Below are 13,356 nucleotides of genomic sequence, written 5' to 3' on the forward strand. Positions count from 1 at the left end.
GCCCAGTCGTCATTGTGCGGTCACCTGGGTGTCGCCTGGGCGACACCCTGTGATCAGCGGATCGCCTACTGTCATATGCTTGTCACATTGAATGGGGAGCGGGTTTTGGATTTCCGATTGCTGGGCTCGGTGGCCGCGGTGGCCGCGGACGGCCGGGAGCTGCCGGTCGGGTCCGCCAAGCGCCGCAGCCTGCTGGCCATGCTGCTGCTGAACCCCGGCGCGCCGGTCGCCGTGGACCGGCTCACCAAGACGCTGTGGGACGAGGAACCGCCCCGGCACTCGCGCACCGTCATCCACAACCACGTCTCGGGCCTGCGCGCGCTGCTCGCCGCGCACGACGCGCCCGCCGGCGGCGTCGAGCTGGTCACCGACGGCGGCGCCTACCTGCTGCGGGTGCCCGACCTCGCGGTGGACACCGCCCGCTTCGAACACCTCCTGCGCTCCGCCCGCTCGACACCCGACACCGCCGAGACGGTCGCGGCGCTCCGGGAGGCGCTCGCGCTGTGGCGCGGCCCCGCACTGGCCGGCACCGCGCCCAGCGTCCCGCTGCAGTGCGCAGCGCACGCCCTGGAGGAGCTGCGGCTCGCGGCCGTGGAGGAGCTGGCGCGCGCCCACGGCCGGCTCGGCGACCACGGCGCGGCGGCGGGCGTGCTGTCCACCGAGGCCACCATGAACCCGCTGCGCGAGTCGCTGGTCGCGGCGCTCATCCTGGCGCTCGGCCGGGCCGGGCGGCGCTCGGAGGCGCTGGACTGGTTCCACCGCACCCGCCGGGCGCTGGCCGAGGAGCTGGGCATCGACCCCGGTCCCGAGCTCGTCGAGGCCTACGACTCCCTGCTGCGCACGGACGCCGCCTCCCTGCGGCCCGACCGGGTCCCGCCCCCGCGGGTGGCCACCGTCGGCGGCCTGGCCTCCGTCCCCGACCCGGTCCCCGCACACGCCCCCGCCCCTGCCGCACCGGCCGCGGCGCCCGTCCCCGCCCCCATGCCCACCCCGGCCGCCGGAGCCGCCGCCACCGCCGGACCCGCTACCACCGCCGGGCCGGCCGGCGCCGCGCGCCCGCCGCGCGCCACACCCTGGCCCTTCCCCCGCCGCCCGCGCGGCTTCTCCGGCCGGGAGGACGAACTGGCCGCGCTCGACCGGGCCACCACCGGCCCCGGCGCGATCGCCGTCGTCACCGGCGGCGCCGGGATCGGCAAGACCACCCTCGCCCTGTACTGGGCCCACCGCCGCCAGGACGACTTCCCCGACGGTCGGCTGTTCGTCGACCTCTGCGGCCACAGCCCGCTGCCCGAACGCTCCACCCCCGCCGTCCTGCGCGAACTGCTGCTCGGCCTGGGCCTGCCCGCCGAGCAGATGCCCGCGACCCCGGAGGCCATGGCCGCCCGCTACCGGGAGCTGACCGCCGACCGCCGGATGCTCATCGTCCTGGACAACGCCCGCCGCTCCGACCAGGTCCGCCCGCTGCTGCCCGACGGCGAGGACTGCGTCACCCTGGTCACCAGCCGCGACCGGCTCGGCGGCCTGGTCGCCTCCGACGCCGCCCGCCCCGTCCCGCTCGCCGAACTGTCGCCCCCGCAGGCCGTCACCCTGCTCGCCGCCACCCTCGGCGCCGACCTGGTCGCCGCCGAACCCGAAGCCGCCGCCCGGCTGGCCGGCCTGTGCGACGGCCTGCCGCTCGCGCTGCGCCTGGCCGCCGCCCGCGTCGCCACCGGCCCGGCCCGCGACCTCGCCGTCCTCGCCGACGAACTGGCCGACGAACAGGGCCGGCTGGGCATCCTCGACATCGAGGACACCAGCGTCGCCGCCGCCCTCGCCCTCACCGTCCAGCACCTGTCCGATCCCGCCCGCCGGATGTTCCACCGCCTCGGCGCGCACACCGGCACCACCCTCGACAGCCGTACGGCCGCCGCGCTCGCCGACTGCCGCCCCGGCGAGGCCTCCGGCGCGCTCGGCCAGCTCGCCACCGCCCACCTCATCGTCGAGATCGGCCGGGACGCCTACACCCTGCACGACCTCGTCCGCCTCTACGCCCGCAGCCTGCCCGGCGAGGTCGACGACGAGGTGCTGCCGCGTCTACTCGACCACCTGCTGAACACCCTGCTCGTCGCCTGCGACGCCGCCGAACCCGGCAGCGAGCCCTGCTGCACCCCGCCGGCCGGCAGCCGGCGCCCCGCCGACGTGCGCCCGTTCCCGGACCGGGAGAGCGCGCTCGCCTGGTACGCCGCCGAGCGCGACACCCTGCGCGGCGCGGTCGAGGCGGCGGTCGCGGCCGGACTGCACGACCGGGCCTGGCGCCTGGTCCTGCTGCAGTGGCCGCTGATCGTGTGGCAGGTCCGGGACGGCTGGGTGCCGCTGCTCGAACACGGCCTGGCCGCCGCCGAGGCCGACCACGACCCGGCCGCCCAGTCCCGCGCCCGCGCCCTGCTCGGGTGGGTCCTGCTGGAGGAGGGGCGCCACGAGCAGGCCCTCGTCCACCTGGAACGCGCCCCCGATCTCGCCGCCCAGGCCGGTGACGGCACCGCGCAGGCCGTCGCCCTGATGAACCTGGCCGTCGCCCTCGGCCGCTACGGCAGGAACGCGCGGGTGCGCGGCCTGCTGGTCCGCGCCCTCTCGCTGTCCGAGCGGGCCGCCCGCGCCGACCTGGTCGCCCTCGCCCGCCAGCACCTCGCCCAGGAATGCCTGACCGCCGGCGCCCCCGAGGAGGCCGCCCACCACGCCGCCCGCGGCCTGGCCGTCGCCGAACCCCCCTTCCCCGCCGCCCGCCGGGTCCTGCTGCTGACCCTCTACGGCCGGGCCCTCGCCGCCACCGGCCACCCGGAGGAAGCCGCCCACCACCTCGACGCCGCCGTCCGCGAGGCCCGCGCCCACCGGTTCGGGGAGGGGGAGGCGGGCGCCCTGGCAGCCCTGCACGCCCTCCCGGCCGCGGCGGCCACGGCCCTCGCGACGGTCACCGCGACGGTGCCGGCTCCCGCGACGGCCACCGCGACGGCGAGGGCCACCGCCGGGGCGCCCGCCCCGGGCGGCCGCTGACCGCGGCGACGCCTACCGCCTGCGGCCCGCCCCCGCGCGCTGACCCGAGGCCGGTAAAACCCTCCGCCACCGGTAGAACCGTCCGCCACAGGGAAAGTGACGTCGCATCAGTGTCGGCGGGGGCGGCACCGTGCCCGAACGGTTCGTCCTCGCCGCCCGCCCGACCGAGGGAAGCGCGATGACCGTGCCGCCGGAGTGGAACCGCCAGACCGAACTGCTGGAGCTGTACAAACTCGCCGTGGAGATGGCCGACCGCGTCTCGGCCCGCCGGGGCACCGCCAACACCTTCTTCCTGTCCGTGCAGACCGCCCTGGTCACCCTCATCGGCTTCGGCATACCCAGGCTCTCCGAGTCCCCGTGGTGGGTGCCCACCGCCGTCGCCCTGGCCGGCATCACCCTCTCCGTCGCCTGGTGGATGCAGCTGCGCAGCTACCGGGACCTCAACGCCGCCAAGTTCAAGATCATCAACGCCCTGGAGGAGCAACTCGCGACGCGGATCTACACCGACGAGTGGGACACCCTCAGGAACGCGACCCGCAGCGGCCGGTGGCACAAGCACTACACCGAACTCGGTACCACCGAGCGGGCCGTGCCGGTCGTCTTCGCGGCGGCCCACCTGATCCTGCTCACCGGCACCCTGGTCACCGGCACACTGGCCTGATGAGCCACCTCGATCCCATCGCCGATCTCATCCGCGCCTGCCTGCCCTCGGAGGCGAGACCTCCCGCCGGCTCCGACGACCTCTTCCGCCTCTACGCCGTCCTGCTCCAGGCCAAGGGCGACCAGGTCACCGACGAGGACGTCCACAACGCCTGGACCGCCTGGACCCAGTCGACCGACGACACCCACCAGGCCCTGGTGCCCTTCGACGAACTCGACGCCCCCACCCGCGCCCTGGACACCCCCTACACGCTGGCCATCCGCACCGCCGCCCGCAAACTCCACCACCCCACGGCCCGCTGAGGACCGGGGCCCGCGGACGGGGCAGTGCCGCCGCCGCGGGCCCGGGCCGCCGGTCACGCCGGGCAGCCGCCGCCGGGTTTCACGAAACCTCCACCCCGGATGGCCGCATCGACCGGCTGTCACCGGGTAACCGGGCGGTTCGACCGTGCCGACACGAGGAAGGGAATCCGATGGCCGTGCCCACTGGTGAACTGCCCGTTTCCGCCGAGCCGTCGACGGGTGAGCCGTCGGCCCCCGCGGCCGTGCCCGACGGGGGGCTGCGGGACCTGCTCCCACCGCAGCTCGCCGCGGCCGACGATCCGCGCGAGATCGCCCCGGCCGACGCACGGCAGCTCACCCGGGTGCTGCTGCGCCGGCTCGCCACCCTGGAGGAGGGGACGCGGGAGTACTCCTACGTCCGCGCCACCCTGGTGGAGATGAACCTGTCCCTGGTGCGGTTCGCGATCCGCCGCTTCACCGCGCACCGCGAGCCCCAGGAGGACCTGCTGCAGGTCGGCGCGGTCGGCCTGATCAAGGCCATCGACCGCTTCGACCCCGGCCTCGGCGTCGAGTTCACCACCTTCGCCATGCCGACCGTCCTCGGCGAGATCCGGCGCCACTTCCGCGACACCACCTGGGCCGTCCACGTGCCGCGCCGCCTCCAGGAGCTGCGCATCGTCCTGGCCCGGGCCCAGGAGAGCCTGGCACAGGAGCTGGACCGGGCCCCCACGGTCGCCGAACTCGCCCGCCACCTCGACCTCTCCGCGGAGGAGGTGGTCGAGGGCCTGACCGCCGCCAACGGGCACACCGCCGGCTCCCTGGACACCGGCACGGAGGACGACGAGGGCCCCGGCCCGCTGGGCGAGCGCCTCGGCGAGGACGACCCGGACCTCTCCCTCGTCGAGGACCTGGTGGCGCTCAAGCCGCTGGTCGCCGCCCTGCCCGAGCGCGAGCGCCTCATCCTCTCGATGCGCTTCTGCGAGGACCTGACGCAGTCCCAGATCGGCGCCCGCCTCGGGCTGTCCCAGATGCACGTCTCCCGGCTGCTCAGCCGCACCCTGCGGCAGCTGCGCGAGGGACTGGAGGACGCCTGACCGTGCGCCGCGGCGAACCCGCCCCGGGCGGGCAACCCGCCCGGGGCGGCACCGATCCACGACCCCCTGCTTGGCCGACGGGCGCGACCTCCGTATGGTCGAAGGGCACGGACAGGGAGGGGACGACGATGACGCCATCCGACGACCAGAGGGAGATCGTGCTGGCGGCCTCCCCGCCCCGGCCTGAGCTGGCGGTGCGGACCCGTCACGAGGCCTGCGGCGCGGTGGTGTGCGTCCTGGTGGGCGACCTCGACATCGAGACGCTCGCACCGGCCGCCGACGCGCTCACCGCCCTGGTCGCGCAGCGCCCCCGCGCGGTGGTGATCGACCTCGCCGGCGTGGGCTTCTGCGACTCCTCCGGCCTGAACCTGCTGCTCAAGACGCGCCTCGCGGCGGGGGAGGAGCGGGTGGCCCTGTACCTGGCCGCCGTGTCACCCACCGTCATGCGGGTCCTCGAACTGACCGGCGCGCAGGCCGTGTTCTCCCTTCACGAGTCGGTCGCAGCGGCCCTGGAGGCCTGAGCCGGGGCGGTCGGTCCTCCCGGCGCGGGCGGCGCACCGGGCGCGCCGTCCGGGCCGCGGCCCGGGTGTGCCGTTCGCGCCACGGCCCGGGGCCGTGGCGGTGCATAATCCGGAAAGCACCGGGAATCCGACCATGCGAACCGCCGTCGATCCGAAAGGGTGCCCTCACAGCAATCCGTGTGACTACCTGACGGATGATCACATATCAACATGCTGTTCCGCCCTGGCGGCGAAACGGCTGTCCATGACCCGCTACGCGGGCGATCCATTTCCTTCCCTGGCTGAAGCCGGGAGTATCCACGGAGATATCAGATGAGCCGGGGAACCCTCGATGGTGATCCGCACCGGGCCGGGACCGCGCTGCCCGTCGGCGGCCAGCGCAGACGGCTGACCCTGGCCGGGCTCCCCAAGCCGGTCGCCCACGCCAGGACCTTCACCGCCGGCGCCTTGGCCGACTGGTACGCGTGCACCGGCGAGGGCGCCGCCGCGGACGTCGTCCTGCTGGTGGCGGAACTTGTGGCCAACGCCATGCTGCACGGAGGCGGCCCGCTGGAGCTGGTCCTGGACGCCACCGGGGCCCGGCTGCGGGTCGAGGTCAGCGACCGCAGCCCGGCCATGCCCGTCCCGTGTCTGCCCCACGTGCCGGCCCTGCCCGGCGGCCACGGCCTGGTCATCGTGCAGCGCATCGCCGACCGCTGGGGCGCCGAAGCGCACAGCCAGGGCAAGACGATCTGGGCCGAGTTCGACGCCCGGCGCCTGACCCGCGCCTGACCCGGCCGCCCCTCCCGCGCACGGCGGGCGGGCGGCCGGCGGTCAGCGGACGCGGGCGCGTTTCAGAGGATGCGCCTCAGAGGATGCGACCGCTGTAGAACGGGCCGTAGTAGAGCCCGTACCGGTCGCGGGCGTCGAGTTCCGCCTCGGCCGTCTCGTCGCCGAGGTCGGGGCTGTTACGGATCTCCGCCTTGGTCCGGTCGACGTACACCTTCTGCTCCCCGACCTCGATGCGGGCGACGGTGCCGGCCGGCAGGAGCACCCGCTTGCCGAAGATCCAGGGGCCGGTGTCGACCACCAGGTACTGGGCGCCCACCTCCTCGGACAGCTTGTCCACCTTGCCGATCGGGCCGTCCTCGGCCTCCACGTGGAACCCGATGAGGTCGGTGCCGGCGGTGTGGCCGCTGGCGCTGCGGAACTCCCAGATGTCGACGTCCCCACTCATGTCCCGTTCCCTTCCCTTTCGTGCCGTGGTGCGGGCCGGACGGGTGCCCGGCCCCGCGCGTACGCGCGATGACCGCGTGCCCCGCAGCGCCGCTTCCATGCCGCGCCCGCGCCCGGGCCCGCCCGGGTCCGCCCCCTGTCGTCGCGCCGGCAGGAATGGTTGGGCCGCGCCGGGAAAAACGAGCAGGCGGCACTGGGCCGGGCGGCGTGGACCGCCCACCCGTCGGGGCCCGGGGCGGAAGGGAAGAACGGACGATGTGGTGGAGTCTGGTACGCCTGGCACTCGCGGGCGCCGCGGCGGTCCTCGCCGCGTACGGTCTGGACCGGATCGCGCAGTTCGCGGTACGGCGGCTGGCCGCCCGCGGGGGCACCACCGGCGTGCCGAAGCTGGTGCGCAGGTGCCGGCTGCCGATCCTGGCTCTGACGGCGTGCCTGCTCCTGCTCGGCGCCCTCCCGTGGGTCGCCGCGCCGGCCGCCGCCCGCGAGGGGCTGCGCCACCTGGCGGTGATCCTGGCCATCGCCGCCGGCGGGTGGCTGTGCGCCCGGGTGGTGGCGCTGCTCGTGGACAGCACCCTCAGGCTCGCCGTGCACCGCCGCGACCCGGCGTGGGCCGGCCGCGCCCGCACCCAGGCCGACCTGCTCGGCAGGATCGGCCAGGCGATCGTCGCCCTGGTGACGCTGGGCGCGGTCCTGATGACCTTTCCGGCGGTGCGCGGCATCGGCACGAGCCTGCTCGCCTCCGCCGGCCTGGTCGGCGTGGTGGCCGGTGTGGCGGCCCAGAGCACGCTGGCCAACGTCTTCGCCGGCGTCCAGCTGGCCTTCGGCGACCTCGCCCGGATCGGGGACGTGGTCGTGGTGGGCGGCGAATGGGGGACGGTGGAGGAGACCACCCTGACGGCCGTGGTGATCGAGACCTGGGACCAGCGGCGACTGGTGATGCCGATGTCCTACTTCGTCGGCCGCCCCTTCGAGAACTGGTCCCGCCGCTCCAGCCGGATCACCGGCACCGCGCTGCTCCACCTCGACCACCACGCCCCGGTCGCCCAGCTGCGGGAGGAGTTCGACGCGTTCCTGGCGAAGAACGAGCTGTGGGACGGCGAGGGCAGCGCCCTACAGGTGGTCGACACCACCCCGACCACCATCGTGGTCAGGGTGCTGGCCACCGCCGCGAACGGCGCCGACGCGTTCGAACTGCGCTGCGAGCTGCGCGAGCACCTGGTCGGCTTCCTGCGCGACCACCACCCGTACGCCCTGCCCCGCCTGTCCGTGGCGCAGGCCCCCGGCCCGCGCCCGCAGGTCCCGGACCCCCGGGCCGCCGACGAGGCGCCCCGCCCTCCCCAGGGCCCGCCCCGGCCGTGACCGGCACCGGGCCGGGCGGCCCGGACGGGGCGGCGGTTCATCCCCGCGCGGGCGCCCCGGCGGCGGCGAGGAGCGCGTGCACGGTGGCGGCCATGGTGTGGCGCGCCTGTTCGACGTCCAGGCCGCAGCCGCGCCAGTGGTGCCAGGTGCTCCACGTGGTCACCGCGTCCAGGCCGTTGAGCAGGTCGGTGCGGGCGGGCTCGGGGAGCGGGTCGAGTTCCGCGGCGAAGACCTGGGTGAGGCGCAGGCGTGCGAAGTCCAGCATCTGCCGGACGGCCTCCTGGATCCGCGGGGAGGGGTTCTCCAGCCGCATGACGGCCAGTCTGGCCGGGGTGACGCCCTCCAGGATGCGGGCGCGCTGTTCGGTGAGGGCTGCCACGCGCAGCTCGCGCGGCCCCTCGGTGGGAAGCGGCCTGATCTGGGCCGCGAGCTGTTCCAGGCGCCGGTCGACGGCCACTTCGGCGAGCTCGGCCATGTCCGCGAAGTGGTGGAACACCAGGCGGCGCGAGACGCCTGCCCGTTCGGCCACCTTGTCGGCGGGGAAGTGGGCCTGGTTCTCGTCGAGCAGTGACAGCACGGCGTCGGCGATCTTCTCGCGGGTCTGCCGCCCGCGTTCCGTGCGCCCGTCGGGGACGGGCGCGGCGGCTTCGGACCGTTTCACGTGGGCTCCTCGCCCTCTCGTTGACATTTTTGCACCGCGAGTGCAAGTGTACGCATTGCACGAGGAGTGCAATAAGTTTGGCGGGGGTCGGTCGAGGCTGCCCGCCGCACGGGAAAGGGCTGTCCGCCGCCGATGTTCACCACTGTGGGGCGCTGGTGCGCCCGCAGACCCAAGCGGGTCCTCGCGGCCTGGCTGCTGCTGACGGCCGCCGCGCTCACCGCCCTCGCCACGTTCGGGCGCGTCACCAGCGAGGCCGTCTCCATCCCCGGCAGCGACAGCCAGGCCGCCAAGGACATCGCCGACCGCGCGTTCCCCGGCTCGGCCTCCGGCAAGCAGCCGGTCCTGCTCCACACCCCGGCCGGCGCCGCCACCCTGACCGACTCCGGCGCGGCCGCCGCGGTGCGCAGCGCGGCCGCGGCCATCACGGCGGTGCCGCACGTGGTCGCCGTCACCACGCCCGACGACCCGGCCGGCGCGGGCAGCATCAGCGCCGACGGCCACACCGCCTACCTGTCGGTCGAACTCGACGTCTCCGGACGGGAGGTGACGCCCGCGACGACCGATGCCGTGCTCGCCGCGGCGGCCCCGGCCACCGCCGCCGGCATCGAGGTGACCCCGGGCGGCTACCTGGCCGCCGCGGTCGACAAGGGGAGCACCGGGCGCAGCGAGGCCATCGGCCTCGGCGCCGCCCTGGTGATCCTCACCCTCACCCTCGGCAGTCTCGTCGCCGCCGCGCTGCCGCTGCTCGCCGGCGTGATCGGCCTCGGCATCGCGCTGCCCGTCCTCGGCCTGGTCGGCCACCTGATGGACGTGCCCGAGGCGGGCGAGACCATCGCCGCCATGATCGGCCTGGGCGTCGGCATCGACTACACCCTCTTCGGCCTAACCCGTTTCCGGGACCTGCGCGCCGCCGGGGTCGGGATCGAGGACGCCGCCGTGCGCACCACCGCCGGGTCCGGCAAGTCCGTGGCCTTCGCCGGCAGCGCCGTCGTCGCCGCGCTCGCCGGACTGGCCCTGGGCGGACTGCCGCTGCTGTACGCCCTGGCGCTCGCCCCCGCGATCGCCGTGGTGACGGCGCTGGGCGTGAACCTCACGCTGCTGCCCGCGGTCCTCGTCCTGCTGGGCGGTCGGCTGACCCCCCGGCCCGCCGCCCCCGCCCCCGAGGGGCGCCCGCGCGGCTGGGGGCGGGTCGCCGCCCTGGTCGCGGCCCGGCCCTGGCCCCTGTTGCTGGCCGGCCTGGCCCTGCTCGGCGCCCTCGCCGTCCCGGCCGCCCGCCTGCACCTGGGCCGGCTGGACGCGGGCAGCAAGGCCGCGGGGAGCATGAGCCGCACCGCCTACGACCGGATGGCCGCGGCCTTCGGCCCGGGTGTGGGCGGCGTGCTCCAGGTCGTCGACGTGCTGCCCGCCCCGGCGGCCGGGGGAGCCGGCGACCCGCGGGCGGCGGCCATGACCACCGCGCTGCGCGGGGCGGAGGGCGTGGCCGCCGTCAGCCCGCCCGCGCTCGCCGCCGACGGCCGCACCGTCCGCTGGCAGGTCACTCCGGCCACCGCCCCCTCCGACCCCGCCACCACCGCCCTCGTCCACCGGCTGCGTTCGGACGTGCTGCCCGCCGCCACCGGGAGCGGCCAGGTCCTCCACGTCGGCGGCACCCCCGCCGCCCAGGCGGACCTCAACGCGCGGATCGCGCAGCGCATGCCGCTGGTCGTCGGCTTCGTCCTGACCGTCGCGGGCCTGCTCCTGCTGCTGGCCTTCCGCTCGCCGGTCGTCGCGGCGAAGGCGGCCGTGATGAACCTGGTCTCGGTCGCCGCCGCCTACGGTGTGCTCACCGCCGTCTTCCAGCAGGGCCACGGTGCCCGGCTGATCGGCCTGGACGGCGCCGTGCCGATCCCCGGCTACGTGCCCCTGCTGATGTTCGCCGTGCTCTTCGGGCTGTCGATGGACTACGAGGTCTTCCTGCTCAGCGCCGTGCGGGAGGGCTACCTGCGGGAGCGGGACAACCGGCGCGCCGTGGTGGCCGGCCTCGCCGGCACCGGACGGATCATCAGCTCGGCCGCCCTGATCATGGTCGCCGTCTTCCTCGGCTACCTGCTCTCCGACGATCCGGTCGTCAAGATGTTCGGCATCGGCCTGGCGACCGCCGTCGCCCTGGACGCGACCGTCGTCCGCGGCCTGCTGGTCCCCTCCACCATGGTCCTGCTCGGCGACGGGAACTGGTGGCTGCCCCGATGGCTCGACCGCCTCCTGCCGCACGTCGACATCGAGGGCGACGGCCACCGGGAGCACCCCGCCGCACCGCACACCGTCCCCGCGGCGGCCGCAACCGGGGCGTGAGCCCCCCCGTGCCCGCGCCCGCCGCCGGTCCCGCCTCGCTGCTCAGTCGGAGTCCGCCGCCTCCAGCGCGGCGTCGACGGCCTGCCCGGCGGCGGCCTGCTCGACGCGCCGGGCGAGCATCGTCGCCAGCTTCCGCAGCTTCGGCACGTCCGCCGAGTCCTCCAGCATGGCGCCCGCGAAGGTGGTGCCCACCCGCATCAGGATGACGTTGCGCGCGCTGCTGCCGTGCGTGCCGCTGAAGGCGACGGTCTCGTTGCCGATGGTCGGCACCGACAGCTTGGAGGCCGTCTTGCCGGCTTTCGTCTCGAACTCCTTCGCGGTCATCGCGAGGTAGGCGTCGGCCTGGTCCTTGGTGGCGAAGGTGGTGATCTTGAACGTGGCCGTGACGGGACCGTCCTCGAAGTCGGCGGTCCCGTCGAGCTTGCAGCCCGGGCAGTCCTTGTCGGTGCCGTCCTCGACGGAGACCCGGTTGTTGTGGACCTCCCAGCCGGGCATGGCCGCACGGCCCGGCAGGGTCTGCTTCAGCGCGACCTTGTCGGAGAGCGCGGTCTGGAAGTCCGGCCACTTCTGCGCACCGGCGGCCAGTTCGCCGGAGACCGGGCCGGAGCCGCAGGCGGTCAGCGCGCCGCCCAGTACGACCGATGCGATGCCGATGCCCAACCCCCGTGCGGTGGTGCCGATGTGCGCGGCCATGCCGTACTCCCCGTCCCTGGCTTCCAAGATCATCGGATGATATGTCAACTCAAGGGTCGTGCGGACAACTCCCGCCGCGCCCCCGTCCGTCGTACGCTCCGAGCCCGGGGAGACGACCACAGGGGGCCGGATGCTGACCGACACATCGACCGGCGCGGGCAAGGCGGTACTGCTCCACGACCGCTGTCCCACGCTCGCCGAACTCGCCGCCACCGCCCACCGGTTGGCCGCCCTGCGACCCGACCTCTGCCGGGTGCGCACCGTCGGCACCTCCCGGGCCGGCCGCCCGCTCACGCTCCTGTCGGTCGGCCGCGCCGAGCGCAACGTCCTGGTCGTGGCGGGCGCGCACGCCGACGAGTTCGCCGGCCGCGCCAGCACCGTGGAACTCGCCCACCGGGTCCTCGCCCGCCCCGCCCTGCGCACCGCCGCGACCTGGAACTTCCTGCTCTGCCTCGACCCCGACGGCGCACACCTCGCACGCGGCGCCCTCACCGCCCGCACCCTGCCCGAGTACTTCGCCGGCTACTTCCGCCCCGCCGCCGAGGAACAGCCCGAATGGGCCCCGGCGGTCGGCGGCCGCCTCCCGGAGAGCCGGGCCCTGCTCGACCTGATCGACGAACTGCGGCCCACCCTCCAGTTCACCCTGCACAGCATGGACGTGGGCGGCACCTTCCTCCAGGCCACCCGCGACCCGGCCCACCTCGCCGCCCCGTTCGCCACCTCCGCCGCCGCCCTCGGCATCCCGGTCGAGACCGGCACCTACGACACCTTCTGGCTGCGCGAGTCCGGCCCCGGCGTCTTCCTGATGGAGCCCCACCACATCGACCGCCAGGAGAGCAGCACCGGCATGCTGACACCGCACCGCGCCGAGAGGGCCGGTGACACCGGCGGCGTCCGGGCCTCCACCTGGTTCGCCCCGCAGCGCCACGGCGGCGAGACCGTCATCGTCGAAGTACCCGCCTGGACCAGCGACCGCCTCGGCGACACCCGCCCGGCCGACGACGCCCCCGAGCGCCTGACCGCCAGCGCCGACCGGCTGCGCACCCGCACCGCCCTGCTCGCCGACCTGCTGGACGCCGCCCTGCCCCACCTGCCCGACCGGGACACCGCCCTGCTCCGCGCCGTCCGCAGCCCGCTGACCGCCTCCCGGCAGCTCGCCGACGAATGGGACCCGCGGGCGCTCGGCCGGCGTCTGCTGGGCCCGGGGCTGATGACCCGGGCGAAACTGGCCGGCATCGACCTGTGGGCGCACCGCATCCCGGTGCGCGCCGCCGCCCTGCTGCGGCGCGTCGTCGACCCGGCCGGGGCCCGCCTGGCCCCCGACACCGCCCGCCTCGACGCCCTCCTACAGGACTGGTGCGCCCGCTACCAGCGGCGCTTCCGGCCCGCCTGGCTGCCGGTGGCCCGCCAGGCCGAGCACCAGGCCAACATCGTCCAGGCCGCCGTGGAGCTGCGCCTGACGGCCTGACCGGCCCGGCCGTCCCGGGCGGAAGGGCCCGGGCGGGAGGGC

At 75.5% G+C, this 13,356-nt stretch carries 12 protein-coding genes; 9 read left to right on the top strand and 3 right to left on the bottom strand.

The genetic code is table 11. The annotated features are described in order from the left end of the window. The first annotated feature begins 105 nt into the window (after nt 1–105). From ACZ52R_RS10555 to ACZ52R_RS10580, 6 genes are all read left to right on the top strand, one after another. Nucleotides 106–3,030, top strand: a complete 2,925-nt coding sequence (locus ACZ52R_RS10555; RefSeq protein ID WP_465753326.1) for an AfsR/SARP family transcriptional regulator — start codon at nt 106–108, stop codon at nt 3,028–3,030. Between the two features lie 130 nt (nt 3,031–3,160). Beyond that, the gene (locus tag ACZ52R_RS10560; RefSeq protein WP_465663713.1) at nt 3,161–3,691 is read left to right on the top strand and encodes a RipA family octameric membrane protein; all 531 of its coding nucleotides are present in this window, start codon (nt 3,161–3,163) and stop codon (nt 3,689–3,691) included. Continuing rightward, a complete protein-coding gene (locus ACZ52R_RS10565) occupies nt 3,691–3,993 on the top strand; it encodes a DUF7701 domain-containing protein (RefSeq protein WP_465615102.1) in 303 nt (100 codons plus the stop codon). The genes ACZ52R_RS10560 and ACZ52R_RS10565 overlap by 1 nt, the downstream gene beginning before the upstream one ends. Before the next feature lie 170 nt (nt 3,994–4,163). Further along, on the top strand, nt 4,164–5,066 hold the full coding sequence (locus ACZ52R_RS10570) for an RNA polymerase sigma factor SigF (RefSeq protein WP_465615103.1): 903 nt from the start codon (nt 4,164–4,166) through the stop codon (nt 5,064–5,066). Nucleotides 5,067–5,194: 128 nt separating this feature from the next. Then, a complete protein-coding gene (locus tag ACZ52R_RS10575; RefSeq protein WP_465615104.1) occupies nt 5,195–5,587 on the top strand; it encodes an STAS domain-containing protein in 393 nt (130 codons plus the stop codon). 312 nt (nt 5,588–5,899) lie between these two features. Further along, on the top strand, nt 5,900–6,358 hold the full coding sequence (locus ACZ52R_RS10580) for an ATP-binding protein (protein WP_465615105.1): 459 nt from the start codon (nt 5,900–5,902) through the stop codon (nt 6,356–6,358). Nucleotides 6,359–6,434: 76 nt separating this feature from the next. On the opposite strand, the gene ACZ52R_RS10585 is transcribed toward ACZ52R_RS10580, so the two are convergent. Then, nucleotides 6,435–6,803, bottom strand: coding sequence for a PRC-barrel domain-containing protein (locus tag ACZ52R_RS10585; protein WP_465615106.1), 369 nt, complete (start codon nt 6,801–6,803; stop codon nt 6,435–6,437). Nucleotides 6,804–7,057: 254 nt separating this feature from the next. Between ACZ52R_RS10585 and ACZ52R_RS10590 the strand changes: the two genes are divergently transcribed. Continuing rightward, nucleotides 7,058–8,161, top strand: a complete 1,104-nt coding sequence (locus ACZ52R_RS10590) for a mechanosensitive ion channel family protein (RefSeq protein WP_465753327.1) — start codon at nt 7,058–7,060, stop codon at nt 8,159–8,161. Between the two features lie 37 nt (nt 8,162–8,198). On the opposite strand, the gene ACZ52R_RS10595 is transcribed toward ACZ52R_RS10590, so the two are convergent. Continuing rightward, nucleotides 8,199–8,822 carry a TetR/AcrR family transcriptional regulator gene (locus ACZ52R_RS10595; RefSeq protein WP_360497478.1) on the bottom strand — a complete coding sequence of 208 codons (624 nt, stop codon included), beginning with the start codon at nt 8,820–8,822 and terminating at the stop codon, nt 8,199–8,201. 132 nt (nt 8,823–8,954) lie between these two features. Here ACZ52R_RS10595 and ACZ52R_RS10600 point away from each other — a divergent pair, with 132 nt between their 5' ends. Further along, a complete protein-coding gene (locus ACZ52R_RS10600; protein WP_465753328.1) occupies nt 8,955–11,153 on the top strand; it encodes an MMPL family transporter in 2,199 nt (732 codons plus the stop codon). 42 nt (nt 11,154–11,195) lie between these two features. Here ACZ52R_RS10600 and ACZ52R_RS10605 read toward each other — a convergent pair whose 3' ends face one another. Then, complete coding sequence (locus ACZ52R_RS10605) at nt 11,196–11,879, bottom strand: hypothetical protein (RefSeq protein ID WP_465753329.1); 684 nt, start codon at nt 11,877–11,879, stop codon at nt 11,196–11,198. A gap of 97 nt (nt 11,880–11,976) precedes the next feature. On the opposite strand from ACZ52R_RS10605, the gene ACZ52R_RS10610 reads away from it, so the two are divergent. After that, nucleotides 11,977–13,314: a M14 family zinc carboxypeptidase gene (locus ACZ52R_RS10610; RefSeq protein ID WP_465753330.1), complete on the top strand. Its 1,338-nt coding sequence runs from the start codon at nt 11,977–11,979 to the stop codon at nt 13,312–13,314. Nucleotides 13,315–13,356 lie beyond the last annotated feature (42 nt).

Source organism: Kitasatospora sp. NPDC034023 (assembly GCF_055575795.1).

Excerpts from the sequence above, each read along its gene's own strand:
- ACZ52R_RS10605 (WP_465753329.1), bottom strand. The coding sequence starts at position 11,879 with ATGATCTTGGAAGCCAGGGACGGGGAGTACGGCATGGCCGCGCACATC.
- ACZ52R_RS10600 (WP_465753328.1), top strand. The coding sequence starts at position 8,955 with ATGTTCACCACTGTGGGGCGCTGGTGCGCCCGCAGACCCAAGCGGGTC.
- ACZ52R_RS10610 (WP_465753330.1), top strand. The coding sequence starts at position 11,977 with ATGCTGACCGACACATCGACCGGCGCGGGCAAGGCGGTACTGCTCCAC.
- ACZ52R_RS10585 (WP_465615106.1), bottom strand. The coding sequence starts at position 6,803 with ATGAGTGGGGACGTCGACATCTGGGAGTTCCGCAGCGCCAGCGGCCAC.
- ACZ52R_RS10570 (WP_465615103.1), top strand. The coding sequence starts at position 4,164 with ATGGCCGTGCCCACTGGTGAACTGCCCGTTTCCGCCGAGCCGTCGACG.
- ACZ52R_RS10575 (WP_465615104.1), top strand. The coding sequence starts at position 5,195 with ATGACGCCATCCGACGACCAGAGGGAGATCGTGCTGGCGGCCTCCCCG.
- ACZ52R_RS10565 (WP_465615102.1), top strand. The coding sequence starts at position 3,691 with ATGAGCCACCTCGATCCCATCGCCGATCTCATCCGCGCCTGCCTGCCC.
- ACZ52R_RS10580 (WP_465615105.1), top strand. The coding sequence starts at position 5,900 with ATGAGCCGGGGAACCCTCGATGGTGATCCGCACCGGGCCGGGACCGCG.
- ACZ52R_RS10590 (WP_465753327.1), top strand. The coding sequence starts at position 7,058 with ATGTGGTGGAGTCTGGTACGCCTGGCACTCGCGGGCGCCGCGGCGGTC.